The organism is Nonomuraea sp. NPDC051191, assembly GCF_044455665.1.
Classification (GTDB): Bacteria; Actinomycetota; Actinomycetes; order Streptosporangiales; family Streptosporangiaceae; genus Nonomuraea.
In genome coordinates, this window is record NZ_JBITEZ010000006.1 from 119699 (window position 1) to 145890 (window position 26192).

Genomic DNA, 26192 nt, shown 5'->3' on the forward strand with positions numbered 1-26192 from the left:
CGGGGTGATCGAACCGGAAGGTGAGGTCAGTGTTCGCCGTAGTGGCCCGCGACGGCGGCGAAGACGGCCTTGGGGTCCCAGGGCAGGCCGGGGTAGGCGGTCCCGAGGCGGTCCTCGTACACCTTGACGATGCCGTAGGAGGCCAGGTCCAGGTCGTCACGCGGGTCGCCGTCGGGGCGGTGCGGGTGGTCGCGCAGCGCGAAGGTGAACACGAAGGCGCCGTCCACGCCGGCGGCGTCGAAGATCTCCAGGAGCTCGCGCACGTACGCGGCCTGGCCGTCCTCGTCCCGGACGTGTTCGCCGGTCAGCCGGAGGGGTGCGCGGGTGCCCTTCTCGTACTCGACGATCTCCAGGCCGAGCGCGCCCCGGTCACCCGCGCCCCGGTACGTCGCCGAGCCGAACTCGGTGATCGCGACCGGCCTGCCCTGCGCGACGAGGGTGTGCACGCCCTGCTCGAACACGCCGGCGATCTCGGCCGACCGGTAGAGGTCCACGGAGACGAGGTCGAAGGGCGTCCAGTCGACGGCTTCGAGCGGCACGGAGGCGTAGGTCACCCGGCCGCCGAACCGCTCGCGCACCACGGCCACGGCCCGGCCGAGGAAGTCGTTGACCCGCGCGCCGACCCCGCCGACCAGCTCGCGCACCCGTTCCGGACGGCTCAGCAGGGCGACCCGTTCGTCGATGTCGTCGCCGGGCAGGAAGTCCTTGTTCATCAGGCACAGCTCGGCCCCGGTGACGAAGACGACCTCGGCGCCGCGCCGCCTGATCCGTTCCGCACGTTCGGCGCAGTCGGCGAACAGCGCCAGCATCTCCTCCTCGGTCAGCTCCAGCGGGTAGGGCGAGAACCAGACCTCCAGGCCGAGGTCGGCGGCATGGCCGGCGGCGATCTCCAGGCGTTCGGGGTCACCGCCCATGACGCGGACGGCCGTGCAGTGCAGGTCGTCCCGGATGACGCGCATCTCGCGCGCCACCACGTCGGGGTCGAACCCGGGGTGGCCGATCGATCCGTTGACGACGAAGCCGGTGTCGTAGCTGATGCCTTTGGCTCGCATGATCGCGTCCTCTCCATTTACGGTACTGAACGTACCTTAACCGACTTGCGGTACGGTCAGTACCCTCAGGCCGAGGAGGGCGGGCGATGACCGAGGCGAGCGGGCGGACGCGGCGGCGCGGCGCCGCACTGGAGGAGGCGATCCTCGGCGCGGCGGCCGACGAGCTGACCGCGTCCGGGTACGCCGGGCTGACCATGGACAAGGTCGCCGCCCGCGCCGGTACCAACAAGAACGCCATCTACCGCCGCTGGCCCAACCGCCTGGCCCTCGGCGTCGCCGCCTACAAACGGCTGGCCACGACGGTCTCGCCGCCCGACACCGGGGAGCTGCGCGGCGACGTCCTGGAGCTGCTGCGCCGGGCCAACCGCTACTGGAGCTCGCCCCTCGGCGCGATCCTGCGCGACCTGATCGCCGCCGCCGGCGGCGCCGCCGAGCTCCTGGCCCAGCTTCAGGAGCAGTCGGACGACGCGATGGCCGCGCCCTGGCTGGCCGTCCTCGAACGGGCGGTGGCCCGCGGCGAGGCCGCCCCCGAGGCGCTGCGCCCGCGGGTCGCCACGGTGGCCATCGTGCTGCTGCGCAACGAGTTCGTGGTGCGGGGAGCGCCCAGCGCGCCGGACGACGTGCTCGTGGAGATCGTGGACCAGGTCTTCCTGCCGCTGGTCCGGCGGCGTCAGGGCGCGTGAGGAAGGCTCACCAGAGCCGGTCGATCTCTCCCGGGTGGAGGCCGATGCGCGCGTGGTGGAACGACAGCCGGCGCGCCCGCCCCTCGGACGAGAGGAAGTCGCCCATGGTGACCTTGTCGAACCCGGGCTGGTCGCTGGGGAACGGCGCCTGCGGGGTGCCGCCGACCAGGACCGCGCCGGGGATCATCGACCAGCCGGCGCTCTCGTAGAAGCCCTGGAGCGGGCGGTCGCAGGTGAACAGGGCCAGGTCGAAGCCCGCGTCGGCGATGGCCTCGTGCGCGGCGGTCACCAGGTGGCGGCCGTGTCCCCGGCCGCGGGCCGCCTTCCTGGTCACCACGGTGCTCAGACCGGCGGCGCGGAACCGGTGGCCGGCGTGGGTGAGGGGTTTGGACAGGATGTCCAGGGCGGCCACGACCGTGTCCCCGTCGAGAAGGATCATGGACCGGGGGGCGAGGGCCGGGTCGTGGGAGGGGCCCCCGCCGTCGGGCGCGGGGAAGGAGTGGCCGGGCCAGGCCTCCCGTTGCAGGTCGCGCACCTGGGCCAGCAGCTCCAGGGGGATGTCGGGCTCGGGGAACGACCTGATGACCATGGCTCCCGAGTGTGCCGGGCGACGGACGCGCGAGGCAAACCGATTCCCGGAGGACGGCGGTGGTCAGAGGTTGGGTGGGGGTGTGGCAGGAGGCTTGCCGGGGGTGTCCGCCAGGACGGAGGTCAGGATCGCCAGGATGCGTTCGGCGTCGGTGAGCAGGCTGCCGCTCAGGGCCCAGCCCGCCGGATGGACGACCTCGCCCTTCTGGATCTCCGTCGTCATCTGCTCGTGGATGCGGCCCGCCTGCGCCTCCGCCCGGCCGAGCAGGGTGCGCGCCCTGGACGGGTCCGGGTCCCGGCGTACGGTGGCGGTCAGGGCGTCGCCCAGCAGATCGAGCAGGTCGGCGTAGTCGCGGGCGTAGTCGGGGCTGACGTCGGTCGAGGGCCCGTCGTGGTGTTCGAGGTGGGACAGCGCGTGCACGATCGTGTGCGCGTGCGCGGCCAGCGTGGTCAACCGGCGCAGGATATGGTCGTGGTCCTGCGCGGCGGCGGCCGGATGAAGGCTGTGGCGCAGGTTGTAGCGGCGGCTCTCGGCGCCGTCGGCCACGGCGGCGGCCGCGTCGGCCAGGCGCTCGTCCAGCCGGACGGCCTGGCGTTCCCAGTCGGGCAGCGCCGAGAGGTTCCATTCGTCCCGTAACCCCTCGGCGACGGAGGTCAGCAGGGCGGCCGTCTCGCGGGCCAGGCGGCGGACGGCGGCGCCGGGCCGGTCGCGGTACAGCGGCGGCCACAACACACTGTTGACCAACGCCCCGCTCAGCGCCCCGATGGCCGTGGCCAGCACGTACGCCAGCAGGTAGCGCTCCTGGGAGGCGGCGGCGAAGGAGAGCAGCAGCACGGCCGTGGTGGCGACGTCCGAGCCGTGGTTGCCCATGCGGTGCCAGCGGGCGGCGACCAGGGCGGGCGGCACGACCAGGACCAGGCTGAGCACGCCCAGGCCGAGCAGGTGCCCGATGCCGCCGGCCAGGATGACCCCGGCGCCGACCGCGGCCACGCGGCGCAGGCCGTTGGTGAGGGTGCGGTACACGGTGGCGTGGACCATGATCACCGCGGTGGCCGGGGCGATCCAGGTGGCGCCGAGCGCCAGCAGCCTGCTGGCCGTCAGCCAGGCCAGCACCGCCGCCAGCGTCGCCTTGGCGATCTGGAGCGCCTGCAGCCGCTGGTACGACCCGGGCTTGGCCAGCCCGGCGGCCTGCCCCCGGACGTACGACACCTCACGCCTGACAGCCGCGGACATCCGGTCACCCCAGCCACCCCACATGACGTGACATTTACTCACATTTAGGACGAGCCGCAAGCACTCCCCCGCGCGAGTCCGGGCACGCGGCGACATGAGAGGATCACGGGCCATGGAGATCATCGACAGCGGCCGGTTCGCGCCCGCCCCGGACGGTTCCGCCCACTTCGCCGAACACCTGAGCGTGCCCGCGCTCAGCTTCGGCACCTACTCCATCCCGGCCGGCGCGACCGACGGCCAGTCGCCGCACGCCGAGGACGAGATCTACGTCGTCACCGGCGGGCGCGCCTCCTTCACCTCGGGCGGCGTCACGGTCGAGGTCGGCCCCGGCACCACGCTGTTCGTCCCGGCCCGCGAGGAGCACCGCTTCCACGACGTCACCGAGGACCTGGTGACGCTGGTGTTCTTCGGCCCCGCCTACAGCGGCGTCCCGGAGTCCTAGCCCCCGCGGGCGACGGACGGAGAGGACGGTCCGTCCCCGGAGGCGCGAACTCGTGGGCCGCGACCGCGCCACGCGGGCGGAAGGCTGACGAGACTGGAGGACGGGAGCGGCGCGAGCGGCCGTCCCCGTGCGTGTAACCGTTGCCGCCCGGCCCTGACGAGATGAGAGCCCTCATGACTGTCACCCCCGCCCAGCTGCGCGACCTCGCGCGCCGCGCCCAGGACCTCGCCGCCGAGGTCCGCTCCCTGTGTGACGCCGAGCCCGCCGGATCTCCCGAGGGGGACCAGCTCAGGGCGGCGCGGCACGCCGCCGACTGGCTGGACCGGGGCGGGGAGGACCTGCAACGGTCGGCGGGCGACCTGGCCAGGCTCCGTGCCCAGCGCGAGCAGGTCTGCGGCATGCCGTGGGGCGTCTGCCCCGAACACGGCAACACCCTGTCCTACCGGGCGAACATCACCGAGTGCCGCGTCTGCCACCGCACCTGGCCGCAGGACCGGCTCGGCAGGCCCTGCCAGGAGCTGGTCCGGTGGAAGGTGACCGACCAGGCCGGGACGGTGACCAGGATGTGCGACGGGCACGTGCTCGGCGCCCGCGCCGTCCTTCAGGGCGCCACGTTCACCCGGCTTGATGCCGAGGGCGCCCAGGCCTGAACCGGCCCGACAGCACCGTCGCGGTGTTGATCACCGACACGTGGCTGAAGGCCTGCGGGAAGTTGCCGACCTGCCGGTCGTTGACGGTGTCGTACTCCTCCGACAGCAGGCCGACGTCGTTGCGCAGGCTGAGCAGCCGTTCGAACAGCTCGACGGCGTGGCGCCGGCGGCCGGTCGCGGCCAGGGCGTCGGCCAGCCAGAACGAGCAGGCCAGGAAGGTGCCCTCGCCGCCGGGCAGGCCGTCGACGTCCCCGGCCGCGGACCGGTAGCGCAGGACCAGCCCGTCGTGCACGAGCTCTCGGGCGACCGCGTCCACGGTGCCGACGACGCGCGGGTCGTCCGGGGGCAGGAAGCCGAGGCGCGGGATGAGGAGCAGGGCGGCGTCCAGGGCGGTCGAGCCGTAGTACTGGGTGAAGGTGTTGCGTTCGGCGTCGTAGCCGTGGGCGCAGACGTCGTGGTGGATGCGTTCGCGCAGGTCGCGCCAGCGCCCGGCGGGGCCGTCGCGGCCGAACGCCTCGACGGCCTGGATCATGCGGTCGGCCGCGACCCAGGCCAGCACCTTGGAGTGCACGAACTGGCGGCGCGGCCCCCGGGTCTCCCACAGCCCGTTGTCGGGCTGGTCCCAGATGCCTTCGAGGTAGTTCATCAGGGTGGTCTGGAGGTCCCAGGCCTGGTCGTCGATCGCCAGGCCGGACCGGCGGGCCAGGTGCAGGCAGTCGAGGGTCTCGCCGTAGACGTCGAGCTGGAGCTGGCCGGAGGCGGCGTTGCCGACGCGTACGGGCTCGGACCCCTCGTAGCCCGACAGCCAGTCCGCGGTCCACTCGGGGATGCGCCTGCCGCCCTCGACGGTGTACATGATCTGCAGGTCGGCGGGGTGCCCGGCCACGGCCCGCAGCAGCCATTCGCGCCAGGCGCGCGCCTCGGCGTCGTAGCCCGCGGTCATCATGGCCTGGAGGGTGAAGCTGGCGTCGCGCAACCAGCAGTAGCGGTAGTCCCAGTTGCGCGGGCCGCCCAGTTGTTCGGGCAGCGAGGTGGTGGCGGCGGCGACGAGCCCGCCGGTGGGGGCGTAGGTGAGGGCCTTGAGGGTGAGCAGGCTCGTGCGGACGGCCTCGTCGTAGTCGCCGCGGTAGCCGCAGCGGCGGGCCCACTCACGCCACAGCCGCTCGGTGTCGGCCAGGGCCTCGGGCGGGTCGACCGGCTCGGGGCGCGGCAGCCACGACTGCTGCCAGGTCAGCGCGAACGGCACCCGCTGCCCCTCCCCGACGGTGAACGAGGCGGTGGTGCGGTGCTCGTCGTCGTCCGGGCACAGCTCGACGGGGGTGCGCAGCCAGGTGGCGTCGCCGCCGGCGACCGCGGCCAGGACGCCGGGCTCGTACCGCAGCCAGGGGATGTCGTTGCCGTAGTCGAAGCGCAGCACCAGTTCCATGGTCATCTCGACGCTGCCGCGCACACCCTCGACGATCCGCACGACGTCGGGGGCCTCGCCCCGGGGCGGCATGAAGTCCACCACCCGGACGCTGCCGTCGGGGCCGTCCCAGGTGGTCTCCAGGATGAGGGTGCCCTGGCGGTAGCCGCGCGAGGTGGCCCGGCCGCCGCCGGCGGGGGCCAGCAGCCAGCGTCCGGCGCGCGGGCCGTCGAGCAGCGCGGCGAAGCAGGCGGGCGAGTCGAAGCGGGGCAGGCACAGCCAGTCGATCGAGCCGTCGCGGCCGACGAGCGCGGCGGTGTGCATGTCGCCGATCAGGGCGTAGTCCTCGATCCGCATCGGCGCCCGCTCCTTCCGTCAGGCCACGCGGTGGGGTTCGGCGGCGGCGGCGCGCAGTTCGAGGCCGTGGCCGGGGGCGTCGGGCCGGGGGCGGGCCAGGCCGCCGGAGGGGTCGGCGGCGCCGTCGAACAGCTCGGACTCGATGCGCTGGTGGTCGTGGAACCATTCGACGTGGCGCAGGTTGGCGGTGCTCGCGGCGGCCGGGAGGTGCAGGTTGGGCGCGCAGTGGGCGGACACCTGGAGGTTGTGGCCGGCGGCGATCGCGGCGGCGGCGAACCAGCCGGTGTAGCCGCCGCAGCGGGTGGCGTCGATCTGCAGGCAGTCGACGGCCTGGGCCTGGCACATGCGGGTGAAGTAGGCGGGGTCGCAGCCGTACTCGCCGGCGGTGACGTCGGGGACGGCCCGCTCGCGTACGAGGCGCAGGCCCGGCAGGTCGTCGGAGGAGACGGGCTCCTCGAACCAGGTCACGTCGTGCTCGCGCATGCGGCCGGCCAGGCGGATCGCCTGTTTGGCGGTGTAGCCGCCGTTGGCGTCGACGTACAGCTCGGCCCGGTCGCCGATGACGCGGCGGGCCAGGGCCACGCGGTGCAGGTCGCGGTCGGGGCGGGTGCCGGACGACTCGCCGATCTTGATCTTGACGCGGCCGATGCCCTGCTCGTGGACCCAGTGCGCGAGCTGGGCCGTGGTGGCCTCGTCGTCGTAGGTGGTGAAGCCGCCCGAGCCGTACAGGGGGACCTCGGGCCCGGCGGCGCCGAACAGGCGGGTCAGCGGCAGGCCGAGCAGCCGCGCCTTGAGGTCCCACAGCGCCACGTCGGCGGCCGAGACGGCGTAGCCGGCGACGCCGGGACGGCCCGCGTTGCGCACCTGCCGGACCATCTCGCCGTGCAGGGCGGGGATGTCGGCGGCGTCCGCGCCGGTCAGGACGCCGGCCAGGATCTCGGTGACGACCGCGACCGCGGCGGCGGGGGCGTACGTCCAGCCGGTGCCGGTGAGGCCCGCCGCCGTCAGGGTGACGACGACCATGGTGGTGGACCGCCAGGCCAGCGTCCCGTCGGCCTCGGGCCGGTCGGTGGGGACGCGGTAGGCGGCGGCCCCCACGTTCTCGATCGTGCTCATGACACCCCTGGCCCTACCCGGTGGATCCCGCATGACGCCTCGCCCCCTTTAGGCAACCTGGATTGCCTGATCCCGCGACGGACGCCTAGGGTGGCTGGAATGTCAGTCAAGGAGCCCGCGGACGCGCTCGCGGCCGTGGTCGCGCTGCGCCGCCTGGCCGACCAGCTGGAGGACGCCGCCGTCGAGCAGGCGATGCGGGCGGGCTGGAGCTGGCCGCAGGTGGCCGAGGCGCTGGGCATCACCCGCCAGGCGGTCCACAAGAAGCACGCCAAGCGGCTCATCGCGGCCGGGGTCGAGCTGAGGAGGCGGGCGTGAGCGGCGCGTTCGACACCTACCTGCACGAGGTGCTGATGCGGGGGCAGGCCGAGGCGCGGGCGGAGAGCTCGGCCACGATCGAGGCCCACCACCTGCTGCTGGCCATGGCGGCGCCGGAGGACACCGGGGCGCGGGCGATCCTGGCCGCCGCCGGGCTCGACCAGGCGGGGGTGCGGGCGGCGCTGCGCCGGGAGTTCGAGCACAGCCTCGCGGCGGCGGGGGTGTCGGCGGCCGCCTTCGACCTGCGTTCGACGCCCGATCCCGAACGCCGTCCGCAGGTGGGGGCGTCGGTCAAGCTGGCGCTTGAGCGGCTGGCCTCCACGCATCGCAAGAAGGACCTGCGGCCGATTCACGTACTGCTCGGCGTCCTTCAGGCCGAGGTGGGCACGGTGCCGCGGGCGCTGGCCCTGGCGGGCGTCGACCGCGCCGCGCTGGCCGACCGCGCCCGCGAACTTCTGTGACCCGGTGATGTCGATCCGGCCCCCCGCCGTTCGTGTAGGGGGCAAAGGAGGCATGACGACATGATCGAGACGAAGACACTGGTGACCGGACTGTGCGTGGCCGAGTCGCCGCGCTGGCACGAGGGCAGGCTGTGGTTCTCCCACTGGGGAGAGCAGGAGATCCTCGCCGTCACCCCGGACGGCGACCGCGAGGTGATCGCCCGCGGCCCGAAACCTGCCGGTTTCTGCCTCGCCTGGCTGCCCGACGGCCGCCTGCTGGTGACCGGCGAGCGCGAGCTGCTGCGCCTGGACCCCGACGGGACGACGGCCGTCCACGCCGACCTGGGCAAGCTGCCGGCCGGGCCGAACGAGGTCGTCGTGGACGGCCGCGGCCGCGTCTACGTGAACTGCGTCGGCTTCGCCTTCGGCCGGGAGGACTTCGCGCCCGGCGTGATCGCCCTGGTCGGCCCGGACGGCGAGACCCGGGTGGTCGCCGAGGACCTGCACTTCCCCAACGGGATGGCGGTGACCCCGGACGGCTCCACGCTGGTCGTCGCCGAGTCCTGGACGCGGCGGCTGACGGCGTTCGACATCGGCGCGGACGGCGGCCTGTCCGGCCGCCGGGTGTGGGCCCCCGTCGGCGGCGACGGCATCTGCGTGGACGCCGAGGGCGCGATCTGGACCCAGGTGGACGACGAGGACGGGGCCGCCTGCGTACGGGTGCGCGAGGGCGGCGAGGTGACCGACCGGATCGACCTCGACCGGGCCTGCTTCGCCGGCGCCCTCGGCGGCCCGGACGGCCGGACGCTGTTCATGACGGTCGCGGTGTTCCCGGGCGTCGAGCGGATGGCGGAGATGTTCGCCGGCCGCACGGGCGAGGTCCGGACCGCCTCGGTGACCGTCCCGGGGCTCGTCTGAGCCGGTTCCCCGGCGGGGCCGCGCCGGCCGGTCAATGGAACTCGGCCTGGAACAGGTCGGCGCAGGTCCCCAGGAAGTCGCCCCAGTCGCCGTTCACGTTGGCGGTCAGCGTGTGCGTGCCCCGGCGGTCGCCCATCGCGTACGTCATCGACCCCTGGATGAACCCGCCGCCGCCCCAGAGCGTGACCCCTGACGGAAAGCGCTGGGAGTAGACGCCGAGCCCGTAGCGGGCGTCGGGCACCCAGCCGGCGCCTTCGGTGGACACGGTGGTGAACATCTCCTCCTGCTGCGCCGGCGGGAGGAGGTGCCCGCCCAGCAGGGCGGACAGGAAGCGGTGCAGGTCGGCCGTGGTCGAGACCATGCCGCCGGCGGCCCAGGCCCAGGACAGGTCGGCGTCGGTCACGTCGTGGCGGCCGACGTCCTGGCCCGTCTCGTCCTGGCCGGAGTAGTGGCGGGCGTGCGGGTCGCGCAGCCCCTCGCCGGCTCCGGGCAGGTACGTCCCGGTCAGCCCCAGCGGGCCGGCGACGCGGCGGTCGATCTCCGCGGCGAGCGTCGAACCGGACACCGCCTCGACGATCATCCCGGCGAGGTTGTAGTTGACCTTGGAGTAGACGAACCGCCCGCCGGGCTCCTCCGCGGGCGGGGTCTCCTGGCCGGGGATCGCGTCCGGCAGGCCGCTGGTGTGGTTGAGCAGCAGCCGCGGGGTGATGCGGCCGGCGTCGGCGTCGGGGAAGTACTGCTCGACGACGCCGGGCAGCCAGGTGGTCACCGGGGCGTCCAGGTCCAGTTCGCCGTCGGCCGCCAGGCCGAGCACGACCGTCCCGACGAACGCCTTGGTGAAGCTGCCGATGCGGAAGTGCTCCCCGGGCCTGCGGGGGCGGCCGGTCTCCAGGTCGGCCACGCCCGCGGCGCTCGACCACGGCGGCTCGTGGCCGTTCCGGACCTCGACCACGATGCCGGGGCCGCGGTCGTCGGCCACCAGCCGGTCGATCACCCGCCGCAGCCTCGGACGATCGGCGTGAATCATGGACACGTTGCCTCCAGCGACAGGAAGGGGATCGGCGAACGCGAGCAACCGTAGTTGACTATTCGGCAGACAGTCAACCACGGTTGCTTGTCGCGGGCACGGAAGGCCCTGGAGGCCGCAGAGGGTCAGGCGTCGCGGCGGCGGAGGCGATCAGCCGCATCAGCGCGGCGTGCAGGTCCTGGAGCTCGTCGAGGTCCATGCCGAGCCGGGCGACGATGGCCGGCGGGATCTTCTCCGCCTCGGCCCTGAGCTGCCGGCCGGCGGGCGTCAGGGTGACGGCCAGGGCGCGCTCGTCCTTGCTGTTGCGCTCGCGGTGGACGTAGCCCAGCGCCTCCAGCCGCTTGAGCAGCGGGGACAGCGTGCCGGGGTCGAGCTGCAGCAGCTCGCCCAGCTCCTTGACCGACAGCGGCTCGTGCTGCCAGAGCGCCAGCATCACCAGGTACTGCGGATGGGTGAGCCCGAAGGGCTGCAGGAGCGGCCGGTAGAGTCCGATCACGCTGCGCGAGGCGATGCTGAGCGCGAAGCACACCTGCCGGTCGAGCGCCAGCAGGTCTGTCGCCTCTGTCACAGGCTCCATGCGTGTCCGCCTCCGATGCCGTCTGGTAACTTACTTTGTGTACAAACTAATAGCCTGCAAATCGATGCCACACAAATCGTACCCGTGGCCGGGCCGCCGAAAGAGGGACGCCTCATGTTTCACCGCAAGCCCCTGGAGGAGCGCATCGCCGAGCGCCAGGCCAAGCTGCCTCCGTTGAAGGAGGGCAAGCACTTCGAGCACGGCCCGGCCAAGTTCGTGTTCGTCACGCTGCTCGTCGTGGTGGTGGTCACGCACCTCGTCGGCCTGGCCATCGTCATGCACTTCGCCTGATCTGCCGGGAACATCCCGGAAGCGGGTGCCGTTACATCCATCGTGGCCGGTGTGCCCAGTGTCCCCGGGCCTCACCTATCGCCTTCGCGGACTACCGTTCGGCTGGAGCCGCGTTGTGCCCTTCGCCGAGAGGCGACACGCACACCGGTACGCACGCGTTGAGGGCCCCCGCCCGTCCCGGCGGGGGCCCTCGCGCGTCCCGGGCCCCGGCGGGGCGACCGGGTCAGGAACGGGGCCAGGGGCGGCCGGCCAGGCGTTCGATGTCGGTGTTGAAGCGCCGGAGGTAGTCGGCGAAGGCGGTGACGTCCTCCGGCGACCAGTCGGCCATCACCTTCTCCAGCCCGCGCACGTTCTTCGCCCGCTCCTCGACAAGGCTCTGCTCGCCCTCCGGCGTGAGCCGGAACTTGCGGGCGATGCCGCCCTCGGGGTCGGGGATGCGTTCGACCAGGCCGGCGCGCAGGAGGGCGGAGGTGTGCCGGTTGAGGGTGGAGGCGTCCAGGCCGAAGGCCTCGCTGAGCTGCCCGATGGACATCGGGCCCGAGCTGTGCAGCCGCCTGAGCAGGAGGTGGGCACTGCGGTCGTAGTGCCGGTGCCGGCCGAGCAGCATCGTCTCGAACTCGATGAGATGTGTGGGCTTTTCCATCCCAATCCCCCCTTTCGCGAGGTATGTGCACCTTACATGAATTGTGTACGTAACACATGATGTGTAGCGTGCACATCCTTCGACGACGGGAGAACAACGTGGGGGGCTCCACATCCACCGCCCGCCCCGGCGGCATCGTCAGCGTGATGGCGGTGGCCGGCATCGTCGCCTCGCTCATGCAGACCCTGGTCGTGCCGCTGGTCGGCGAGCTGCCGCGGCTGCTGCACAGCACCGCCTCCGACGCCTCCTGGGTGATCACCGCCACCCTGCTGGCCGGCGCCGTCACCACGCCGGTCACCGGACGCCTCGGCGACCTGTACGGCAAGCGCCGCATGATGCTCGTCTGCACGGCGCCGCTGATCGCGGGGTCGGTGATCTGCTCGCTGGCCGGGTCGCTCACGCCGATGATCGTCGGCCGCGGGTTACAGGGCATGGGCATGGGCCTGATCCCGCTCGGCATCAGCGCGCTGCGCGATCTGCTGCCGCCCGACCGGCTCGGCCCCTCGATCGCGTTGATGAGCTCGTCCATGGGCATCGGCGGGGCGCTGGGCCTGCCGGTCTCGGCCGCGGTCGCCGAGTACGCGAGCTGGCGGGTGCTGTTCTGGGGCTCGGCCGTGCTGAGCGTGCTGATCGCCGTGCTGATCCGGCTGCTGGTCCCGCCCACTCCCCCGCTGCCCCGCGAGGGCGCGGCCGGGCGGCTCGACGTGCCGGGCGCGCTCGGCCTGGGCGCGGGGCTGGTGTGCCTGCTGCTGGGGGTGTCCAAGGGCGCCGACTGGGGCTGGGCCGGTGGCACCACGCTCGGGCTGCTCGGCGCGGCCGTGCTGGTCCTGCTGGTGTGGGGCCGGTGGGAGCTGCGGGTCCGGGAACCGCTGGTGGACCTGCGGGTGACCGCCCGGCGTCAGGTGCTGCTGACCAACCTGGCCTCGATCGTGGTCGGCTTCTCGATGTACGCCCAGGCGCTGATCGTCATGCAGATCCTCCAGCTCCCGGCGGCCACCGGCTACGGGCTGGGCCAGTCGATGCTGGCCGCCGGGCTGTGGATGGCCCCCTCCGGCCTGATGATGATGGCGGTCTCGCCGCTCGGCGCGCGGCTGTCGGCCGCCCGCGGCCCCAAGGTCACCCTGATCGCCGGAAGCCTGGTCATGGCGCTCGGGTACGGCTCCTCGATGGCCCTGCTGGGCTCGGCCTGGGGCATGCTGGTCGTCACCTGCGTGTGCAGCCTCGGCGTCGGCCTGGCCTACGGGGCGATGCCCGCCCTGATCATGGGCGCGGTGCCCCGGTCGGAGACCGCCGCGGCCAACAGCTTCAACACGCTGATGCGCTCGATCGGGACGACGGTCTCGGCCGCGGTCGTCGGCGTGATCCTGTCACAGATGACGATCCGGCTGGGCGCGCACACGCTGCCGTCGGAGGCCGGGTTCCGCGTCGGGATGCTGGTCGGCTGCGGGGCGGCGCTGGCCGCGGCGGCCGTCACCATGGCACTGCCCGCCCGTCCCGGCGACCACGCGGCCGGGGACGAGGCCGCCGCACCCGTCTCGCCCGCCCGCCGCTGACGGCGGGACGGGCCGGTCGCCGCGGCCGGCTGTCGGGGCCGCGGCGGTTCGGACGGCTCAGCCGGTGAGGTCGCTCTTGTAGAAGACGGTCGCCCGGAACTCGTCGGGACTGCCGCTGATCTTGCTGGAGAAGCCGAACGCCAGACGCGGCCCGTCCGACGATCGCCAGATCGCCATTCCCTGAGGCTCACGACCGGGCAGGGACTCGCCCGCCCTCGTCCGGTAGACCTCCTCCACCGAAGCCCCGGCCTTGTTCATGTCGAGACGGACCAGATAGGAGGGCTTGGCAGGGTCCGAGGGCTTGGCGGGCGGGCCGCCGTAGGAGAGGTACACGTACTGGCCGTACGAGGTCACGCCCTGGAAGTGGTCGGATTCGGAGAGGCCGAGCTCGGCGTTGGTCGGGAGAGCGCGCTTGGCGAGGACGGGAGTGGTGTCGCCGATGCCCTTGCCGATGACGGCGGGAAGGTCGAACAGCGCCAGGCGCCACGGGCTCGTCGTCCCCATGTACCGAACGAGCAACCGGTTGGTGTAGGGATCGATCGAGGGCCTCGGACAGTCCCGGAAGTCGGAGAGGCCGATCGGGAAGTTCCGAACCCCCGCGTCCTTGTAGCCGAGCGCGCCCCCGTCCCTGTACTTGACGCGGCAGATCGTGTGGCTGTTCGGGGCCGTGCCGGCGGACAGGCTCCTCCAGTCGCCCGCGAGCCAGATGTAGGGGGATTCGGCGGTGTCCGGCTGGATCGCCATCGACGAGCCGTGATCGAACCCGTGCAGCGCCATGGCGCCCAGCACCTTGCCGTGCAGGTCGGTCCTGGTCACCCAGAGGTCGCCGTTCGTGCTGCCGACCTTGGTCTGCACGAAGTAGATGTGCCCGTGGACGTGGTCGAAGGCGAAGGACTGCATCGCCCAGTAGGGCTGGTGGAGTGTGGCCCGTACGACGGGGTCGCCGCCGGCCCCCTCGAAGACGAAACGCTGCGACGCCGGGACGGTCGCGTACGCCGGTTCGGCCGCGAAGAGCGCCAGGCCGCCGCCCGCGGCGGCGGCCGCCATCCCCGCCCCGGTCCTGAGGAGCGCGCGACGGCTCACGGCAGATGTTCCGCTGATGTGTGGATTTTCACGCAAGTGCATCACCCTGCTGGTCGTTCGGCCGTTGTGGTGGATCATGATCAACCTAGCGGTCGGGCCGAGGGCGTCGAAGACGGAGACGGCAATCGGACGAGCGGAGCGGCTCCGACCTCTTGAATTTCCGACACTGTTGGTAGGAAAGTTAGGCAATAGCGGTTCTCGTCACTGGGAGGAAAACGGTGCCCTTGCCTGATTTCCTGATCGCGGGAGTGCCCAAAGCGGGGACGACGGCGCTGCACACCGCGCTGCACCCGCACCCCGACCTGTTCCTGTCGCCCATCAAGGAGCCGAAGTTCTTCCTCACCGACGGGCCACCGCCCGGCCGGGGCGGACCGGGCGACGCCGAGACCTACCGGGAACACGTCTGGCGGCGCGCGGACTACGAAGCGCTGTTCGCCACCGCTCCCCCCGGCACGCTCGCCGGCGAGTCCACCCCCTTCTACCTGTACGACCTGGACGCCCAGCGGCGCATCCGCGAGACGATCCCGCACGTCCGGCTCATCGTGAGCCTGCGCGACCCGGTCGAGCGCGCCCACTCCAACTGGACCCACCTGTGGTCGGCCGGCCTGGAGCCGATCGGCGACCTGGTCCGCGCCTGCGAGGCCGAGCCGGACCGGGTCGCGGCCGGATGGGCGCACTTCTGGCACTACACCGGCCTCGGCCGGTACGGCGGGCAGCTCGCCCACCTGTTCACCCTGTTCCCGCGCGACCAGGTGCTGATCTTCCGCTACCGGGACATCGTGGACCGGCCGGCCGAGACCCTGGACCGCATCTGCGGCTTCCTCGGCGTACGGCAGGGCCTGCTCGACGGCGTCCCCAGGGAGAACGTGACCGCGCACCCGGCCCCCGGCGCGCGGCACGCGCTGCTGTCCATCCTGCGCCGCACCCTCCCCGCGCCCCTGTCCGGGCCGCTGGAGCGGCTGCTCCAGCGCAGCGGCCGGGCCCGCCGGCCGCTGGAGTGGGAGCAGCGGCAGCGGCTGATCCGCTACTTCGCCGCGGACGTCGAGCTGCTCCAGCAGGTCACCGGCGAGGACTTCAGCGACTGGCTGCGGCCCCGGGAACGTTCGGGCGGCCTGGTCGGCAGCCGGCCACCCGGCCAGCGCCAGGCCAGAAACGGCCGCGCCCACTGACCGGGTGCCGGGGGCCGGGGCCAGAGGGTCGGGGTCGGCGGACTCCGGCCCGGCCCGAGGCCGGGGCCGGGCGGGTCGCGGTCAGGGGGCCGGGCGTAGTTCCGTGCGCAGGTCGTGGGCGCCGTCGGCGCGGGTGTACTCGTAGTAGAGGCGCAGGCGGCCGTCGGGCAGGTCGACGAAGTGGAGGTAGCGCAGGCCCCCGCCGTGGTGCGGCGACATCGCGGCGGGCCGGTCGCCCAGGGCGGTCAGCGCGTCGGGGTCGGCGCCCACGGCGACGCCGGTGCGCTCCTCGTAGTTCTCCTCGGCGCTGGCCCGGCCGTCGTAGAAGGCCACGACCCGGTCGCCGTCGAAGCGCACCGCGCTGATCCGGACGCCGCGCGCGTCCCACAGGCCGGGGCGGCCGGTCAGGGCGGTGCCGTGCCAGGTCCAGTCCAGGCCGTCGGCGCTGGTGGCGTAGTCGGTCACCATCTGGTCGGCCTCGTCGGGGTCGGCCAGCGGGTGGCAGGAGGCCCACAGGTGCCACACGTCGCCGCGCCGCACGATCACGGTGTCCTTGACCCCGGTCTTGGGGTCGCCGGGCAGCACGGTCGTCCGGGTGCGCGGGTCGAACGCGGCGGGGTCGCCGGCCTCCACGACCTCCACCCGCCAGTGCTTGGTGCCCGGCGTGGCACAGCTCAGGTACAGCCGCCAGCGCCCCTCGGGGGTGCGGACCAGGGCGGGCCGTTCCAGCGACTCGGCGTGCATCTCCTCGCGGGTGATCGTCGTCAGCGGCTCGAAACGTTCGCCGTCGGCGGAGCGGGCGACCACGACCGCGTACCCGCGGCCCTCGCCGACCGGACGGCGCAGGCGGTAGGCGAGGTAGATCAGGCCGTCGGCGGCGACGGCGCTCGGCGCCCCGGCCCAATGGCCGTGCGCCGGGACCGGCGGCTCGACCGCCACGACGGCGCGGCCGGGATCGGGCAGCAGGGCGTTCTCGTCGATCGGCATGGAACCGAGGCTAGGCCAGGACGTGGAGCCGGACATGGCTGCTTACCTCTCCTTGGGATTATCCTTATTACCTATAGACTTTATGGGGTTATGGCGTCCCGCCGCATGCCCGGCACGCCGGAAGGCCCCGGCTTCTCAGCCCTCCCGCCCGCCACCGGGGTCTCCTCGGGGGCCGGGCTCGGGTGATCAATGACGAATATGCTGGGCGGATGCCAACCCCTGAGTTCGTCCTCGCGTTGCGCGAGAAGATCGGCACCGAGCCGCTGTGGTTGTCCGGGGTGACCGCGGTCGTGCTGCGCGAGGACCAGGTGCTGCTGGTCCGCCGTGCCGACACCGGCGCCTGGACCCCAGTCACCGGCATCATCGACCCGGGCGAGCAGCCGGCCGACGCCGCGTTGCGCGAGGTCGCCGAGGAGACCGGCGTACGGGCCGTCGCGGAACGGCTGGCCCTGGTGGACGTCACGCGCGAGGTCACCTACCCCAACGGCGACCGGGCCCGCTACCTCGACCTGGTGTTCCGCTGCGCCTGGCGGTCGGGCGACCCGTACCCGGCGGACGGCGAGAACAGCGAGGCCCGCTGGTTCCCGTTGCGAGCCCTGCCGGACCTGACCGCCGAGATGCGCGCCCGCCTCGACGCCGCCCTCACCGACGAGCCGGCCGCCCGCTTCCGCACCACCGGTCCATGACCCCGCGCCGGACGGATCCCTTCGGCGACGCACCGGGCGGTGGCGTGGCGGGGGCGCCGTCGAGCGATCTATGGTGGTGGGCGGATGCGGAAGGATCGGGCCCATGGCGGGAAAGACCATCATCCTGACCGGCGCGAGCGACGGCATCGGCCGCGCCGCGGCACGCGCCCTGCGGGAGCGGGGCGACGAGGTCGTCGTCGTCGGCCGCTCGGCAGGCAAGACCGAGGCGCTGGCCAAGGAGCTGGAGGCCGACCACCACGTGGCCGACTTCGCGCGCCTGTCGCAGGTACGCGCCCTGGCGGCCACCCTGCTCGACCGCCATCCGGCCATCGACGTGCTGGTCAACAACGCCGGGGCCATCATGGGCTCACGCACCACGACGCCCGACGGCCACGAGGCGACCTTCCAGGTCAACCATCTGGCGCCGTTCCTGCTGACCACGTCGCTGCTGCCCCGCTTGCTGGCCTCCGGCGGCACGGTCATCACGACCTCCAGCCTGGTCAACACCCGTGCCCGTCTCGACCTCGACGACCTCGACGCCGTCCGCCGCTACTCGGGCAGCCGGGCCTACGCCAACTCCAAGCTGGCCAACATCCTGTTCACCCGGGAGCTGCAGCGCCGCCACGGCGCGGACGGCCTGGCCGCGGCCTCCTTCCACCCCGGCGTGGTGGCCACCAACTTCTCCGGCGGCGGCGACAGCACGGCGCGCCTGCTCTACCACACGCCCCTGAAGCGGCTCCTGCTCACGCCCGAGCAGGGCGCCGACACCCTGGTCTGGCTGGCCACCGCGCGGCCGGGCGCCGACTGGACCCCCGGCGGTCACTACGAGAAGCGCCGCCCCTCGGCCGTTCACCGCCTGGCGGACGACGCCGACCTGGCACGCCGCCTCTGGGACCGCAGCCAGGCCCTCGTCGAGACCGCCTGACCACTCCTCGCTCCTCTTCGTCGGCGCCAAGAGCTGAACTTCCTGCCCCGTCATGCCGGTGTTAGGTCAGGCACGGCATCCTGGAGGCCCCGGAAGGAGAGAGATGCCGCCACGTCCCAGGTTGCCCGCCCGCACGGCACGGCTGCGCTTCACCGTCCTGTACGGCGGGCTGTTCCTGGCCTCCGGCGCGGCCCTGCTGGTCCTGGTCAACCTCGTCGGCCTGCCGATGTCGCGGACCGAGCCCGCGCCGGGTCCCTCCGGCGGCGGGACGGCCCTCGACCAGGCCCAGGAGCACGTCGCCCTGCTCCAGGCCCAGCTCGCCGACGTGCACGCGACCCAGTCGCGGCAGCTGCTGGCCGGGTCGGTGCTCGCGCTGGCCGTCATGGCCGTGGTGTCGATCGTGCTCGGCCGGGTGGTGGCGGGCCGGGTGCTGCGGCCGCTGCGGACGATCACCGCCGCCACCCGCCGCATCTCCGCCGACAACCTGCACGAGCGCCTGGCCGTGCCGGGCCCGGCCGACGAGGTCAAGGATCTCGCCGACACCATCGACGGGCTGCTCGCCCGGCTGGAGGGCGCCTTCGCCGCGCAACGCCGGTTCGTCGCCGACGCCTCGCACGAACTGCGCACGCCGCTGGCCACGATGCGGGCCCGGCTGGACGTGGCCGTGGCCAAGCCGGAGCCCGTACCGGCGCAGACGTTGACGCTGGCCGACCGGCTGCGCACCGACCTCGACCAGGTCGACCGGCTCCTGGAGGGCCTGCTCGCGCTGGCCCGCGCCCAGCACGGCAGCCTGCCCGACGCCGCCGCGATCGCGCTCGGCGACCTGGTGACGCGGACCCTCGACGCCCGCGCCGCCGACCTCGCGGCCCGGCGGCTCGTCGTGGACGACGAGGGCGTCCAGGACGGGGTCCGGACGGTGGGAAGCGTGGCGCTGGTCACCCGCCTGGTGCACAACCTCATCGACAACGCGATCGTGCACAACCGGGACGGCGGCTGGATCAGGGTCGCGGCCGCGGCCGACGGCCGGTGGGCGCGGCTGGTCGTGGAGTCCGGCGGCGACCTGCTGGACCCGGCGCAGGTGGCCCGGCTGGGGCGGCCGTTCCAGCGGCTCGGCGCGGACCGTACCGGATCGGGGGACGGCTCGGGGCTCGGCCTGTCGATCGTCGCGGCCGTCGCGCAGGCGCACGGCGGCGGCCTCGACCTGGCCGCCCGCCCCGAGGGCGGGCTGCGCGCCACCGTGCGGCTGCCGGCATGAGGGTGCTGGTGGTGGAGGACGCGCGGCCGCTGGCCGCCGTGCTCGCCGAGGGCCTGCGCGACCAGGGCATGGCCGTGGACGTCGCCCACGACGGGCTGGAGGCGGCGGCCAAGCTCGACCTCAACCCCTACGACGTGGTGCTGCTCGACCGCGACCTGCCGGGCATCCACGGCGACACGCTCTGCCAGATGCTGACCGACCAGGACGAACGTCCCATGGTCCTGATGCTGACCGCGGCCGGCTCGCCCGGCGACCGGGTGAGCGGCCTGACCCTGGGCGCCGACGACTATCTGGCCAAGCCCTTCCACTTCCCCGAGCTGGTCCTGCGGGTACGGGCGCTGGCACGCCGCCGTCCCGCCGCCCGGCCGCGTACGCTGCGCGCGGCCGGGATCGAGCTCGACCCGCTGCGGCACACCGTCACCCGGGACGGCCGCCTGCTGGAGCTGTCGGTCAAGGAGTTCGCCGTGCTGGCGGCGCTGCTGCGCGTCTCGCCCGGCTTCCTGAGCACCGAGTCCCTGCTCGAACAGGTCTGGGACGAGCACGCCGACCCGTTCACCAACACCGTGACCGTCACCGTCGGCCGTCTGCGCCGCAAACTGGGCGATCCACCGGTGATCGCCACCAGGCCGGGCGTCGGTTACCGGATCGGCTGACGGGGTCGTGCGGCGCGTCCCGGATGCTCCGGCTCGACGTCAGACCACGGGCTGATGCGCGGCGGCGTCCCGTCTGCGATCGTGAGGGCGTGAGATCGGCCGGCGATCGCCCTGTCAGGGGGCCGGAGGAGACGCCATGATCAGATTCGGCTACGCCGACACCCCGCTCGGCCAGATCCACCACGCCTCGTGCGGCACGGGCGACCCGGTGCTCCTGCTGCACCAGACCCCCCGCTCGTGGGACGAGTACCGCGAGGTGCTCCCCCTGCTCGGCCGCACCCGGCGGGCCGTCGCCATGGACACGCTCGGCTTCGGCAACTCCGCCCGCCCGCCCGAGCACTCGATCGAGACCTACGCCGACGGGGTGCTGGCCCTGATGGACGCCCTCGACCTGCCACGAGCCGCCCTGGCCGGGCACCACACGGGCGGCGTCATCGCGGTCGAGACGGCGGCGCGCGCCCCAGAACGCGTCACCGCCCTGGTGTTGTCGTCCACGCCGATGATCGACCCCGAGGGGCGGCAGCGTCGTGCGGGCCGTCCCTCCATCGACGCCGTGCGCGAACAGGCCGACGGCTCCCATCTGGGCGAGCTGTGGAGCCGGCGGGCCCCCTACTATCCGTGGCCGCTGCTGACCCGGTTCGTGCGCGACGCGCTGACCGTGCTGCCGGAGGTGGAGAGCGGGCACGAGGCGGTGGCCGCGTACCGGATGGAGGACCGGGTCGGGCTGGTGCGCTGCCCCGTGCTGGTCGTGGGCGCCACCGACGACCCCTTCGCCTTCCCCGAGCTGGAACGGCTGGCCGCCGCCCTTCCGCACAGCACCAGGGCCGTGGTGAAGGGCGGCGTGATCCCGCTGGAGCACCAGGCGGCGGAGTTCGCGGCGCTCGTCCAGGAGTTTCTCGACGGCCAGGCCGCAGAGGCCGGCTGACGGGGGCTCGGGCCGGGCCGTCCGACGTCAGTGAGGGAGGTGGGAGGGGGCCAGGGGCGGGCCGGGCGGGGTCTGCCAGGTCGCCAGGAAGTCCTCGGCCAGCGCGCACGCCCCGGCGTACGGGCCTTGCGGATGGTCCAGAGCGGTGGCGGTGAGCTCGGCGACGCGGCGCTCGACCAGGGCACGGGCGGCGTCCGCGTCGGCGACCGTCCCGGCCCGCTCGGCGAGGTAACCGATCGTGGCGCCCGCGCCGCAGACGAAGTCCGCCAGCGTCACCACGCCCCGCTCCCCCAGCGTCCGCAGCCCCTCCCCGGTGTAGGGCACGTTCGCGGCGGGCGCGACCAGGCCGGCCCGCACCGCCGCCGCCCGCCGCGCCGACAGGGCGCCCGTGCGCGCCCCGGGCACCAGCACGTCGGCGGCCACCTCGTACAACGCCTCCGGCGGCAGCACGGGCAGGCCGAGCCGGGTCACGCACGCGTCCCCGTGCCCGGCGCGCAGCTCCTCCAGGGCGTCGACGTCCAGCCCGGCCGGGTCGCGCACGCACCCGTGCAGCGTGGACAGGGCCACCAGGCGGGCACCGCGCCGCGCGGCCTCCCGCACCACGGCGCTGCCCACCTTGCCGAAGCCCTCCACCGCCACCGTCCGCCCGGCCAGCCCGCCGAGCGCCGTCTCGGCGGCGACGACCACGCCCAGCCCCGTCACGACGGTGTCCACCAGCTCGCCGCCGACCTGCCCGTGCATGATCGAGTCGGTCCGGTACCCGGGCAGCGGCGCGAAGTCCTGCGTCCGCGTGCCCAGGTCCGAGGAGGTGAGGAAGGCGCCCTTCTCCACCAGCGGCGCGATCTCCCGGCAGAAACGGGCCACGGTGCCCGCCCGGTCGCCGGACGAGGCCCGCAACACCGCCTTGGCCCCGCCGATCCGCTCGCCGAGCACGGCCAGCTTGTACGTCATCGCCCGCGCCAGCAGCCCCGCCTCCTCGCGGGTGACGTCCGGCGCCAGCCGGGTGCCACCCGCGCTGACCTGGCAGTCCAGGTCGAAGGCGATGCAGCCGTCCACCGAGACGAGCTCCATGATCCTCATCCACGCTCCCCGCGTCCGTGCGAACCGGGCCCGCCGCCCGGACTCGACGCCGCCCGGCCGCCGGTCCGGCCGGGCCTACCGTCCAATCTCGACGCGGCCCGGCCGGCTGTCCATGGGTCAGGGAGCGTTGTAGCCCAAGGTGTACGAACCAGACCCGGAGTAGGAGTGCACCCGATAGCGGTAGTACCCGGCCGCGCCGGTGTAGGTGAGCGTCTCGTCGGCTCCCGCCCCGGTGCTCTGGGCGACCGTGGCCCATGACGACCCGTTCCAGCGCTGCAGGTACAGGTCGTAGTCGGCGCCGGACGGCCCGTCCAGGCACGCCTGGTGCGGGCCGGTGACGGTGGTCTGGAGATACCCGCCGTCAGGCTGGTACTGCTCCGCCCCGGAGGCCAGCGTCCCCGTCTTGGTGGTCTCGTAGCCCGAGCAGCCGCCGGCGACGGCCACGGAGAGAACGAAGGCGACCGTGTGGGTGGCCGAGCCGGTCGCGGTCACCGTGATCGTGTACACGCCCCCGGGCGTCTGCGCGGAGGTGGAGACCGTCATGACGGACGTGCCGCCCGACGGGACGGAGGGCGGCGCGAACGTCGCGGCGGCTCCCGCCGGCAGCCCGGAGGCCGCGAACTGCATCTGCTGGGGCCCGCCGCGCGTGACGGCGGTGCTGATGGTGCTCGTGGTCGACCCGCCCGGCGTGACGCCGCCGCTCGTGGGCGAGAGCGAGATCGCGAAGTCGTCGTCGCCGCCGTTCGGCGGGGTGTTGTCGATCATGCCGGAGATCTCGTTGTACACCTCGGTGATCCGCGTCCCCCAGTTGGGGCAGCCGCCGAGGTGGTGCAGCGCGATCACCTTGTGGCTGGAGGCGGCGATCACCGGGGAGCCGGAGCTGCCGCCCGAGGTGTCGCAGCGGTAGCCGGTGTTGACGCCCGACGACACCACGTCGATCTTGCAGGCCGCGCCGCCCTGCGTGTCCTCGTACAGGGACAGGCGTTTGGGCAGGGTGTCGCCGTGGCCGGGGATGTAGATGCGCTCGCCCGCCACGGGGGTGCGCGGATCGAGGTACAGGGTGCCGAACGCCTGGATCGCGGCGAAGTCGGCGACGCTGAAGAGCGTGTAGTCGAGCGCTTCGAGTGCGCTGGTCTTCAGGAACTGCCCGCCGCCGACCTTCGTCCCCGCGCCCGGGTTGTCGCCGCCGCAGGTCGCGCAGTCGTAGTCGAACTGGAACTCGCTGGCGCTCAGGTCGGCGGCGCTCTCCATGCAGTGGTTGTTGGTCAGCATGCGGTTGGTGTTGCCGACCCGCCACGCGGTGCAGTAGCCGAGGCCGTTGAGGAGCTGGCGGGCCACGGCGCGGCTGCGGGCGTACTCGGTGGGGTTGCTGTCCTTGTAGCAGACGACGTCCCGGCGGGCGTCGGTGCCGCACACGCTGAACGTCCTGGGCGTCAGGGCCGCGGCCTCCTGGGTGGTGTAGCCACGGAAGTACCGGTCGACGCGTACGCCGAAGCCCTGCCTGGCCAGCCGGACGGCGTTGCGCGGCCCGGAGGCGTGCAGGGTGACCACCGCCGTGTCGCCGTCCACGGAGAGCGCGGCGAAGCCGGGCACGCCGTGCAGCGTGTAGCCGGAGTTGGCGGGGTAGCGCCCGCGGGTGGGGTCGCCGTAGTAGGTGTGGATCTCGCGGCCGTCCGGCGCGGCGACGGTGACGTAGTCGCCCGGGACGAGGGTGAGCGCGGCGAAGTGCACCTTGACGTAGCGGGAGCCGGGCCGGGTGACGCGCGTGCTCCAGCTCCGTCCGGCGCCGCCGTAGGGCAGGGACAAGTCGGCGAGAACCTCCTCGCCGGCCGGGGAGACCCGGCTGTCGATCTGCGCCTTCAGGGGTACGGCGGCGGGGGCCTGAGCGAGGGCGGAGGCCGGGGTCGCCGGCGCGACGACGGCCAGTGCGGCGATCAACGCCGTGGCCGCCGCTCTCCATCGGGAAGGACTCATGCGGGGGACACCTCCACGTGAGGGGTGACCGAAGCAGGCCGCCGGTCGCCGGGTGCCGGGCCCGGTCCGGGCGTGTAGGCCGCGCCGGCGGAGGGCCGGCGATTCCGGCGAACAGGCGGCCCGCCGTGGTGGGGGGTGGCCAGAGGGTAACTCCGTCCCCCATCCGTACCGTTATCGGTAGCGATACCGATATTTCGCGTTATCGACCCAAATCACCGACACTTCGCTCCCCCATCGCGGCGATGTCCAAAATACTTGACATCATGTCGGCCTTCTTTTACGTTCGTCATGTCTACTTTCTTTGACATGGAGACCTGTCTTGAAGGCCATCACCCGGCACGTCTACGGCCCCCCGGCCCTCACCGACCTCGACCGTCCCGCCCCGGGCCCCGGCGAAGCGCTCCTGCGCGTGCACGCCGCCTGCCTCGACCACGGCGTCTGGCATCTCGGCGCCGGGCTGCCCTACCCCGTCCGCCTCGCCACCGGGCTGCGCCGCCCCCGTTCCCCCCTCCTCGGCCGCGACGTCGCCGGGTCCGTCGAGGCCGTCGGCCCCGGCGTCACCGGCCTCGCGGTCGGCGACGAGGTCTTCGGCGTCTGCGACGGCGCGCTGGCCGAGCACGCGGTCGCGCGCGAGGACCGCCTCGTCCGCAAACCGGCCGGTCTGTCGTTCGAGGCCGCCGCCGCCGTCCCGACCAGCGGCCTGACCGCGCTCCAGGCGCTGCGCGACCACGCCCGCGTCCGGCCGGGACAGCGCGTCCTGGTCATCGGCGCGGGCGGCGGGGTGGGGACGTTCGCCGTCCAGCTCGCCAAGGCGTACGGCGCGCACGTCACCGGCGTCTGCGGCCCCGGCAAGGGCGACCTCGTCCGCTCACTCGGCGCTGACGAGGTCCTCGACTACACCCGCCAGGACCCGACCACCGGGCCCGGCCGCTACGACGTCGTCCTGGACACCGCGGGCAACCGTTCCCTGCCGGGCCTGCGGCGCGTGCTCACCCGCCGGGGCACCCTCGTGATCGTCGGCGGCGAGAACGCCTCCGGCCGCTGGCTGTACGGCACCGGCCGCCAGCTCAGAGCGACGGCGATGTCCCCGTTCGTCCGGCACACCCTGCGCGCCCCGATCGCCAGGACCGACCCGCGGGACCTGCGCCACCTGGCCGGCCTCGCCGCGTCCGGCGAGCTCACCCCCGTCGTCGGCAGGGCCTTCCCACTCGCCGGCTTCCCCGACGCGATGGCCCACCTCCGGTCGGGGCACGTGACGGGCAAGATCATCATGGTCATGCCCGTCACGGAGTAGATCACCAGTCGCCGGCGGGCACGCGGGTGTTGCGCAGCGGTTCGCCCGCGCCCTCGGCGGGCGCCGCCCACACCACCGCGTTGGCCAGGATCCGCCGCACGCCCGGCTGGTGGAAGACCGGGTAGTTCTGGTCGCCGGGGCTGAAGTAGAAGACGCGGCCCTTGCCGCGCCGGTAGCAGCAGCCGCTGCGGAACACCTCGCCCCCGGAGAAGGAGCTGACGAACACCAGCTCGTCGGGCGCCGGGACGCCGAACGGCTCGCCGTAGGTCTCCTGCTCGGGGATGACCAGCGGCTGGGGCACGCCCGCGGCGATCGGATGGGCCGGCTCCACCGTCCAGACCAGCTCGCGGTCGGCGGTGTCGCGCCAGTTGACCGTGCAGGTGGTGCCCATGAGGGCGCGGAAGACCTTGGAGTAGTGGCCCGAGTGCAGCACCAGCAGGCCCATCCCGGCCCAGACGCGCTCGCACACCCGCGCCACGACCTCGTCGCCGACCTCCTCGTGCGCCGCGTGCCCCCACCAGGTGAGCACGTCGGTGCCGGACAACGTCGCGGCGTCGAGGCCGTGCTCGGGGTCCTGCAGGGTCGCGGTGCGCACGCGCACCCGCTCCCCCAGGTGCTCGCGCAGGCCGTCGGCGACCGCGCCGTGCATGCCGCCGGGGTAGCGGCGGCGCACCTCCTCCTCCCGCTGCTCGTGTACGTTCTCGCCCCAGACGGTCACGTTGATGCTCACGCGCGATGCTCTCCCTCCGGACCTGCCGCACCTACCGTCCGGTCCTTACCCGCCAGGCACTCGGGTCACAGCCCCGCGCCGCCGACGGGCGAGGCCGGCGGACGGGCGGAAAATGTCTCGCGGAAGGCAGGAGCGTTTGG

General features: G+C 73.5%; 28 protein-coding genes. 15 read left to right on the top strand and 13 right to left on the bottom strand.

What is annotated here, in order from left to right:
• Nucleotides 1-26: 26 nt before the first annotated feature.
• Nucleotides 27-1052, bottom strand: coding sequence for a hypothetical protein (locus ACIA8R_RS18560; protein WP_397039381.1), 1026 nt, complete (start codon nt 1050-1052; stop codon nt 27-29).
• Between the two features lie 86 nt (nt 1053-1138).
• On the opposite strand from ACIA8R_RS18560, the gene ACIA8R_RS18565 reads away from it, so the two are divergent.
• Nucleotides 1139-1735, top strand: coding sequence for a TetR/AcrR family transcriptional regulator (locus ACIA8R_RS18565; RefSeq protein WP_397039383.1), 597 nt, complete (start codon nt 1139-1141; stop codon nt 1733-1735).
• Between the two features lie 7 nt (nt 1736-1742).
• Here the strand turns inward: ACIA8R_RS18565 and ACIA8R_RS18570 are convergent, their stop codons facing one another.
• A complete protein-coding gene (locus ACIA8R_RS18570; RefSeq protein ID WP_397039385.1) occupies nt 1743-2324 on the bottom strand; it encodes a GNAT family N-acetyltransferase in 582 nt (193 codons plus the stop codon).
• 63 nt (nt 2325-2387) lie between these two features.
• A complete protein-coding gene (locus ACIA8R_RS18575) occupies nt 2388-3557 on the bottom strand; it encodes an aromatic acid exporter family protein (protein ID WP_397039386.1) in 1170 nt (389 codons plus the stop codon).
• Between the two features lie 112 nt (nt 3558-3669).
• On the opposite strand from ACIA8R_RS18575, the gene ACIA8R_RS18580 reads away from it, so the two are divergent.
• Nucleotides 3670-3999 carry a cupin domain-containing protein gene (locus ACIA8R_RS18580; RefSeq protein WP_364087563.1) on the top strand — a complete coding sequence of 110 codons (330 nt, stop codon included), beginning with the start codon at nt 3670-3672 and terminating at the stop codon, nt 3997-3999.
• 173 nt (nt 4000-4172) lie between these two features.
• Nucleotides 4173-4649, top strand: coding sequence for a hypothetical protein (locus tag ACIA8R_RS18585; protein WP_357697146.1), 477 nt, complete (start codon nt 4173-4175; stop codon nt 4647-4649).
• Here the strand turns inward: ACIA8R_RS18585 and ACIA8R_RS18590 are convergent.
• Together ACIA8R_RS18590 and ACIA8R_RS18595 are read right to left on the bottom strand one after the other, a co-directional pair.
• Nucleotides 4615-6411 (bottom strand): glycoside hydrolase family 15 protein, encoded by a 1797-nt coding sequence (locus tag ACIA8R_RS18590; protein ID WP_397039388.1) that lies wholly within the window; start codon nt 6409-6411, stop codon nt 4615-4617. The two genes, ACIA8R_RS18585 and ACIA8R_RS18590, sit on opposite strands and share 35 nt — an antisense overlap.
• Nucleotides 6412-6429: 18 nt before the next feature.
• Nucleotides 6430-7527, bottom strand: a complete 1098-nt coding sequence (locus ACIA8R_RS18595) for an enolase C-terminal domain-like protein (protein WP_397039390.1) — start codon at nt 7525-7527, stop codon at nt 6430-6432.
• Nucleotides 7528-7626: 99 nt separating this feature from the next.
• Here ACIA8R_RS18595 and ACIA8R_RS18600 point away from each other — a divergent pair, with 99 nt between their 5' ends.
• Genes ACIA8R_RS18600 through ACIA8R_RS18610 form a run of 3 tightly spaced genes read left to right on the top strand, consistent with a single transcriptional unit; the run spans nt 7627 to nt 9200 of the window.
• Nucleotides 7627-7842 (top strand): hypothetical protein, encoded by a 216-nt coding sequence (locus ACIA8R_RS18600; protein WP_357697141.1) that lies wholly within the window; start codon nt 7627-7629, stop codon nt 7840-7842.
• Nucleotides 7839-8303, top strand: coding sequence for a Clp protease N-terminal domain-containing protein (locus tag ACIA8R_RS18605; protein ID WP_397039391.1), 465 nt, complete (start codon nt 7839-7841; stop codon nt 8301-8303). Before ACIA8R_RS18600 ends, ACIA8R_RS18605 begins: the two co-directional genes overlap by 4 nt.
• Nucleotides 8304-8363: 60 nt before the next feature.
• Nucleotides 8364-9200 carry an SMP-30/gluconolactonase/LRE family protein gene (locus ACIA8R_RS18610; protein WP_357697136.1) on the top strand — a complete coding sequence of 279 codons (837 nt, stop codon included), beginning with the start codon at nt 8364-8366 and terminating at the stop codon, nt 9198-9200.
• A gap of 31 nt (nt 9201-9231) precedes the next feature.
• Here ACIA8R_RS18610 and ACIA8R_RS18615 read toward each other — a convergent pair whose 3' ends face one another.
• Both ACIA8R_RS18615 and ACIA8R_RS18620 read right to left on the bottom strand, forming a co-directional pair.
• Nucleotides 9232-10227 (bottom strand): serine hydrolase domain-containing protein, encoded by a 996-nt coding sequence (locus ACIA8R_RS18615; protein ID WP_364088063.1) that lies wholly within the window; start codon nt 10225-10227, stop codon nt 9232-9234.
• 73 nt (nt 10228-10300) lie between these two features.
• Complete coding sequence (locus ACIA8R_RS18620) at nt 10301-10804, bottom strand: MarR family winged helix-turn-helix transcriptional regulator (protein WP_397039393.1); 504 nt, start codon at nt 10802-10804, stop codon at nt 10301-10303.
• Between the two features lie 114 nt (nt 10805-10918).
• Here ACIA8R_RS18620 and ACIA8R_RS18625 point away from each other — a divergent pair, with 114 nt between their 5' ends.
• A complete protein-coding gene (locus ACIA8R_RS18625; protein ID WP_189650423.1) occupies nt 10919-11095 on the top strand; it encodes a hypothetical protein in 177 nt (58 codons plus the stop codon).
• A gap of 223 nt (nt 11096-11318) precedes the next feature.
• Here ACIA8R_RS18625 and ACIA8R_RS18630 read toward each other — a convergent pair whose 3' ends face one another.
• Entirely contained in the window at nt 11319-11738 is a 420-nt protein-coding gene (locus ACIA8R_RS18630; RefSeq protein ID WP_364087574.1) for a MarR family transcriptional regulator, read from the bottom strand.
• Nucleotides 11739-11836: 98 nt separating this feature from the next.
• Between ACIA8R_RS18630 and ACIA8R_RS18635 the strand changes: the two genes are divergently transcribed.
• Entirely contained in the window at nt 11837-13291 is a 1455-nt protein-coding gene (locus ACIA8R_RS18635; protein WP_397039395.1) for an MFS transporter, read from the top strand.
• 57 nt (nt 13292-13348) lie between these two features.
• On the opposite strand, the gene ACIA8R_RS18640 is transcribed toward ACIA8R_RS18635, so the two are convergent.
• Nucleotides 13349-14374 (bottom strand): hypothetical protein, encoded by a 1026-nt coding sequence (locus ACIA8R_RS18640; RefSeq protein ID WP_397039396.1) that lies wholly within the window; start codon nt 14372-14374, stop codon nt 13349-13351.
• Nucleotides 14375-14592: 218 nt separating this feature from the next.
• On the opposite strand from ACIA8R_RS18640, the gene ACIA8R_RS18645 reads away from it, so the two are divergent.
• Nucleotides 14593-15543, top strand: a complete 951-nt coding sequence (locus ACIA8R_RS18645; RefSeq protein WP_397039398.1) for a sulfotransferase family protein — start codon at nt 14593-14595, stop codon at nt 15541-15543.
• Nucleotides 15544-15624: 81 nt separating this feature from the next.
• On the opposite strand, the gene ACIA8R_RS18650 is transcribed toward ACIA8R_RS18645, so the two are convergent.
• Nucleotides 15625-16530: a hypothetical protein gene (locus ACIA8R_RS18650; RefSeq protein ID WP_397039400.1), complete on the bottom strand. Its 906-nt coding sequence runs from the start codon at nt 16528-16530 to the stop codon at nt 15625-15627.
• A 209-nt stretch (nt 16531-16739) separates the two neighbouring features.
• On the opposite strand from ACIA8R_RS18650, the gene ACIA8R_RS18655 reads away from it, so the two are divergent.
• The 5 genes from ACIA8R_RS18655 (at nt 16740) to ACIA8R_RS18675 (ending at nt 20974) form a co-directional block, all read left to right on the top strand.
• The gene (locus ACIA8R_RS18655) at nt 16740-17216 is read left to right on the top strand and encodes an NUDIX hydrolase (RefSeq protein ID WP_397039402.1); all 477 of its coding nucleotides are present in this window, start codon (nt 16740-16742) and stop codon (nt 17214-17216) included.
• 103 nt (nt 17217-17319) lie between these two features.
• Nucleotides 17320-18141, top strand: coding sequence for an SDR family NAD(P)-dependent oxidoreductase (locus ACIA8R_RS18660; RefSeq protein ID WP_364087586.1), 822 nt, complete (start codon nt 17320-17322; stop codon nt 18139-18141).
• Between the two features lie 103 nt (nt 18142-18244).
• Nucleotides 18245-19396 (top strand): ATP-binding protein, encoded by a 1152-nt coding sequence (locus ACIA8R_RS18665; RefSeq protein ID WP_364087588.1) that lies wholly within the window; start codon nt 18245-18247, stop codon nt 19394-19396.
• Nucleotides 19393-20049: a response regulator transcription factor gene (locus ACIA8R_RS18670; RefSeq protein WP_397039404.1), complete on the top strand. Its 657-nt coding sequence runs from the start codon at nt 19393-19395 to the stop codon at nt 20047-20049. Before ACIA8R_RS18665 ends, ACIA8R_RS18670 begins: the two co-directional genes overlap by 4 nt.
• Nucleotides 20050-20185: 136 nt before the next feature.
• Nucleotides 20186-20974 (top strand): alpha/beta fold hydrolase, encoded by a 789-nt coding sequence (locus tag ACIA8R_RS18675; RefSeq protein ID WP_397039406.1) that lies wholly within the window; start codon nt 20186-20188, stop codon nt 20972-20974.
• 27 nt (nt 20975-21001) lie between these two features.
• On the opposite strand, the gene ACIA8R_RS18680 is transcribed toward ACIA8R_RS18675, so the two are convergent.
• Nucleotides 21002-22054 (bottom strand): Glu/Leu/Phe/Val dehydrogenase dimerization domain-containing protein, encoded by a 1053-nt coding sequence (locus tag ACIA8R_RS18680; RefSeq protein WP_357697111.1) that lies wholly within the window; start codon nt 22052-22054, stop codon nt 21002-21004.
• A gap of 117 nt (nt 22055-22171) precedes the next feature.
• Complete coding sequence (locus ACIA8R_RS18685; RefSeq protein WP_364087593.1) at nt 22172-24028, bottom strand: trypsin-like peptidase domain-containing protein; 1857 nt, start codon at nt 24026-24028, stop codon at nt 22172-22174.
• Nucleotides 24029-24347: 319 nt separating this feature from the next.
• Between ACIA8R_RS18685 and ACIA8R_RS18690 the strand changes: the two genes are divergently transcribed.
• A complete protein-coding gene (locus tag ACIA8R_RS18690) occupies nt 24348-25322 on the top strand; it encodes an NAD(P)-dependent alcohol dehydrogenase (protein WP_397039409.1) in 975 nt (324 codons plus the stop codon).
• Nucleotide 25323: 1 nt separating this feature from the next.
• On the opposite strand, the gene ACIA8R_RS18695 is transcribed toward ACIA8R_RS18690, so the two are convergent.
• Nucleotides 25324-26052, bottom strand: a complete 729-nt coding sequence (locus tag ACIA8R_RS18695; RefSeq protein ID WP_397039411.1) for a ThuA domain-containing protein — start codon at nt 26050-26052, stop codon at nt 25324-25326.
• Nucleotides 26053-26192 lie beyond the last annotated feature (140 nt).

Bases quoted from the DNA above. Each gene is read 5' to 3' on its own strand.
- ACIA8R_RS18560 (WP_397039381.1), bottom strand. From the start codon at position 1,052: ATGCGAGCCAAAGGCATCAGCTACGACACCGGCTTCGTCGTCAACGGA.
- ACIA8R_RS18565 (WP_397039383.1), top strand. From the start codon at position 1,139: ATGACCGAGGCGAGCGGGCGGACGCGGCGGCGCGGCGCCGCACTGGAG.
- ACIA8R_RS18570 (WP_397039385.1), bottom strand. From the start codon at position 2,324: ATGGTCATCAGGTCGTTCCCCGAGCCCGACATCCCCCTGGAGCTGCTG.
- ACIA8R_RS18575 (WP_397039386.1), bottom strand. From the start codon at position 3,557: ATGTCCGCGGCTGTCAGGCGTGAGGTGTCGTACGTCCGGGGGCAGGCC.
- ACIA8R_RS18580 (WP_364087563.1), top strand. From the start codon at position 3,670: ATGGAGATCATCGACAGCGGCCGGTTCGCGCCCGCCCCGGACGGTTCC.
- ACIA8R_RS18585 (WP_357697146.1), top strand. From the start codon at position 4,173: ATGACTGTCACCCCCGCCCAGCTGCGCGACCTCGCGCGCCGCGCCCAG.
- ACIA8R_RS18590 (WP_397039388.1), bottom strand. From the start codon at position 6,411: ATGCGGATCGAGGACTACGCCCTGATCGGCGACATGCACACCGCCGCG.
- ACIA8R_RS18595 (WP_397039390.1), bottom strand. From the start codon at position 7,527: ATGAGCACGATCGAGAACGTGGGGGCCGCCGCCTACCGCGTCCCCACC.
- ACIA8R_RS18600 (WP_357697141.1), top strand. From the start codon at position 7,627: ATGTCAGTCAAGGAGCCCGCGGACGCGCTCGCGGCCGTGGTCGCGCTG.
- ACIA8R_RS18610 (WP_357697136.1), top strand. From the start codon at position 8,364: ATGATCGAGACGAAGACACTGGTGACCGGACTGTGCGTGGCCGAGTCG.
- ACIA8R_RS18615 (WP_364088063.1), bottom strand. From the start codon at position 10,227: ATGATTCACGCCGATCGTCCGAGGCTGCGGCGGGTGATCGACCGGCTG.
- ACIA8R_RS18620 (WP_397039393.1), bottom strand. From the start codon at position 10,804: ATGGAGCCTGTGACAGAGGCGACAGACCTGCTGGCGCTCGACCGGCAG.
- ACIA8R_RS18625 (WP_189650423.1), top strand. From the start codon at position 10,919: ATGTTTCACCGCAAGCCCCTGGAGGAGCGCATCGCCGAGCGCCAGGCC.
- ACIA8R_RS18630 (WP_364087574.1), bottom strand. From the start codon at position 11,738: ATGGAAAAGCCCACACATCTCATCGAGTTCGAGACGATGCTGCTCGGC.
- ACIA8R_RS18650 (WP_397039400.1), bottom strand. From the start codon at position 16,530: ATGCCGATCGACGAGAACGCCCTGCTGCCCGATCCCGGCCGCGCCGTC.
- ACIA8R_RS18655 (WP_397039402.1), top strand. From the start codon at position 16,740: ATGCCAACCCCTGAGTTCGTCCTCGCGTTGCGCGAGAAGATCGGCACC.
- ACIA8R_RS18660 (WP_364087586.1), top strand. From the start codon at position 17,320: ATGGCGGGAAAGACCATCATCCTGACCGGCGCGAGCGACGGCATCGGC.
- ACIA8R_RS18665 (WP_364087588.1), top strand. From the start codon at position 18,245: ATGCCGCCACGTCCCAGGTTGCCCGCCCGCACGGCACGGCTGCGCTTC.
- ACIA8R_RS18670 (WP_397039404.1), top strand. From the start codon at position 19,393: ATGAGGGTGCTGGTGGTGGAGGACGCGCGGCCGCTGGCCGCCGTGCTC.
- ACIA8R_RS18675 (WP_397039406.1), top strand. From the start codon at position 20,186: ATGATCAGATTCGGCTACGCCGACACCCCGCTCGGCCAGATCCACCAC.
- ACIA8R_RS18680 (WP_357697111.1), bottom strand. From the start codon at position 22,054: ATGAGGATCATGGAGCTCGTCTCGGTGGACGGCTGCATCGCCTTCGAC.
- ACIA8R_RS18685 (WP_364087593.1), bottom strand. From the start codon at position 24,028: ATGAGTCCTTCCCGATGGAGAGCGGCGGCCACGGCGTTGATCGCCGCA.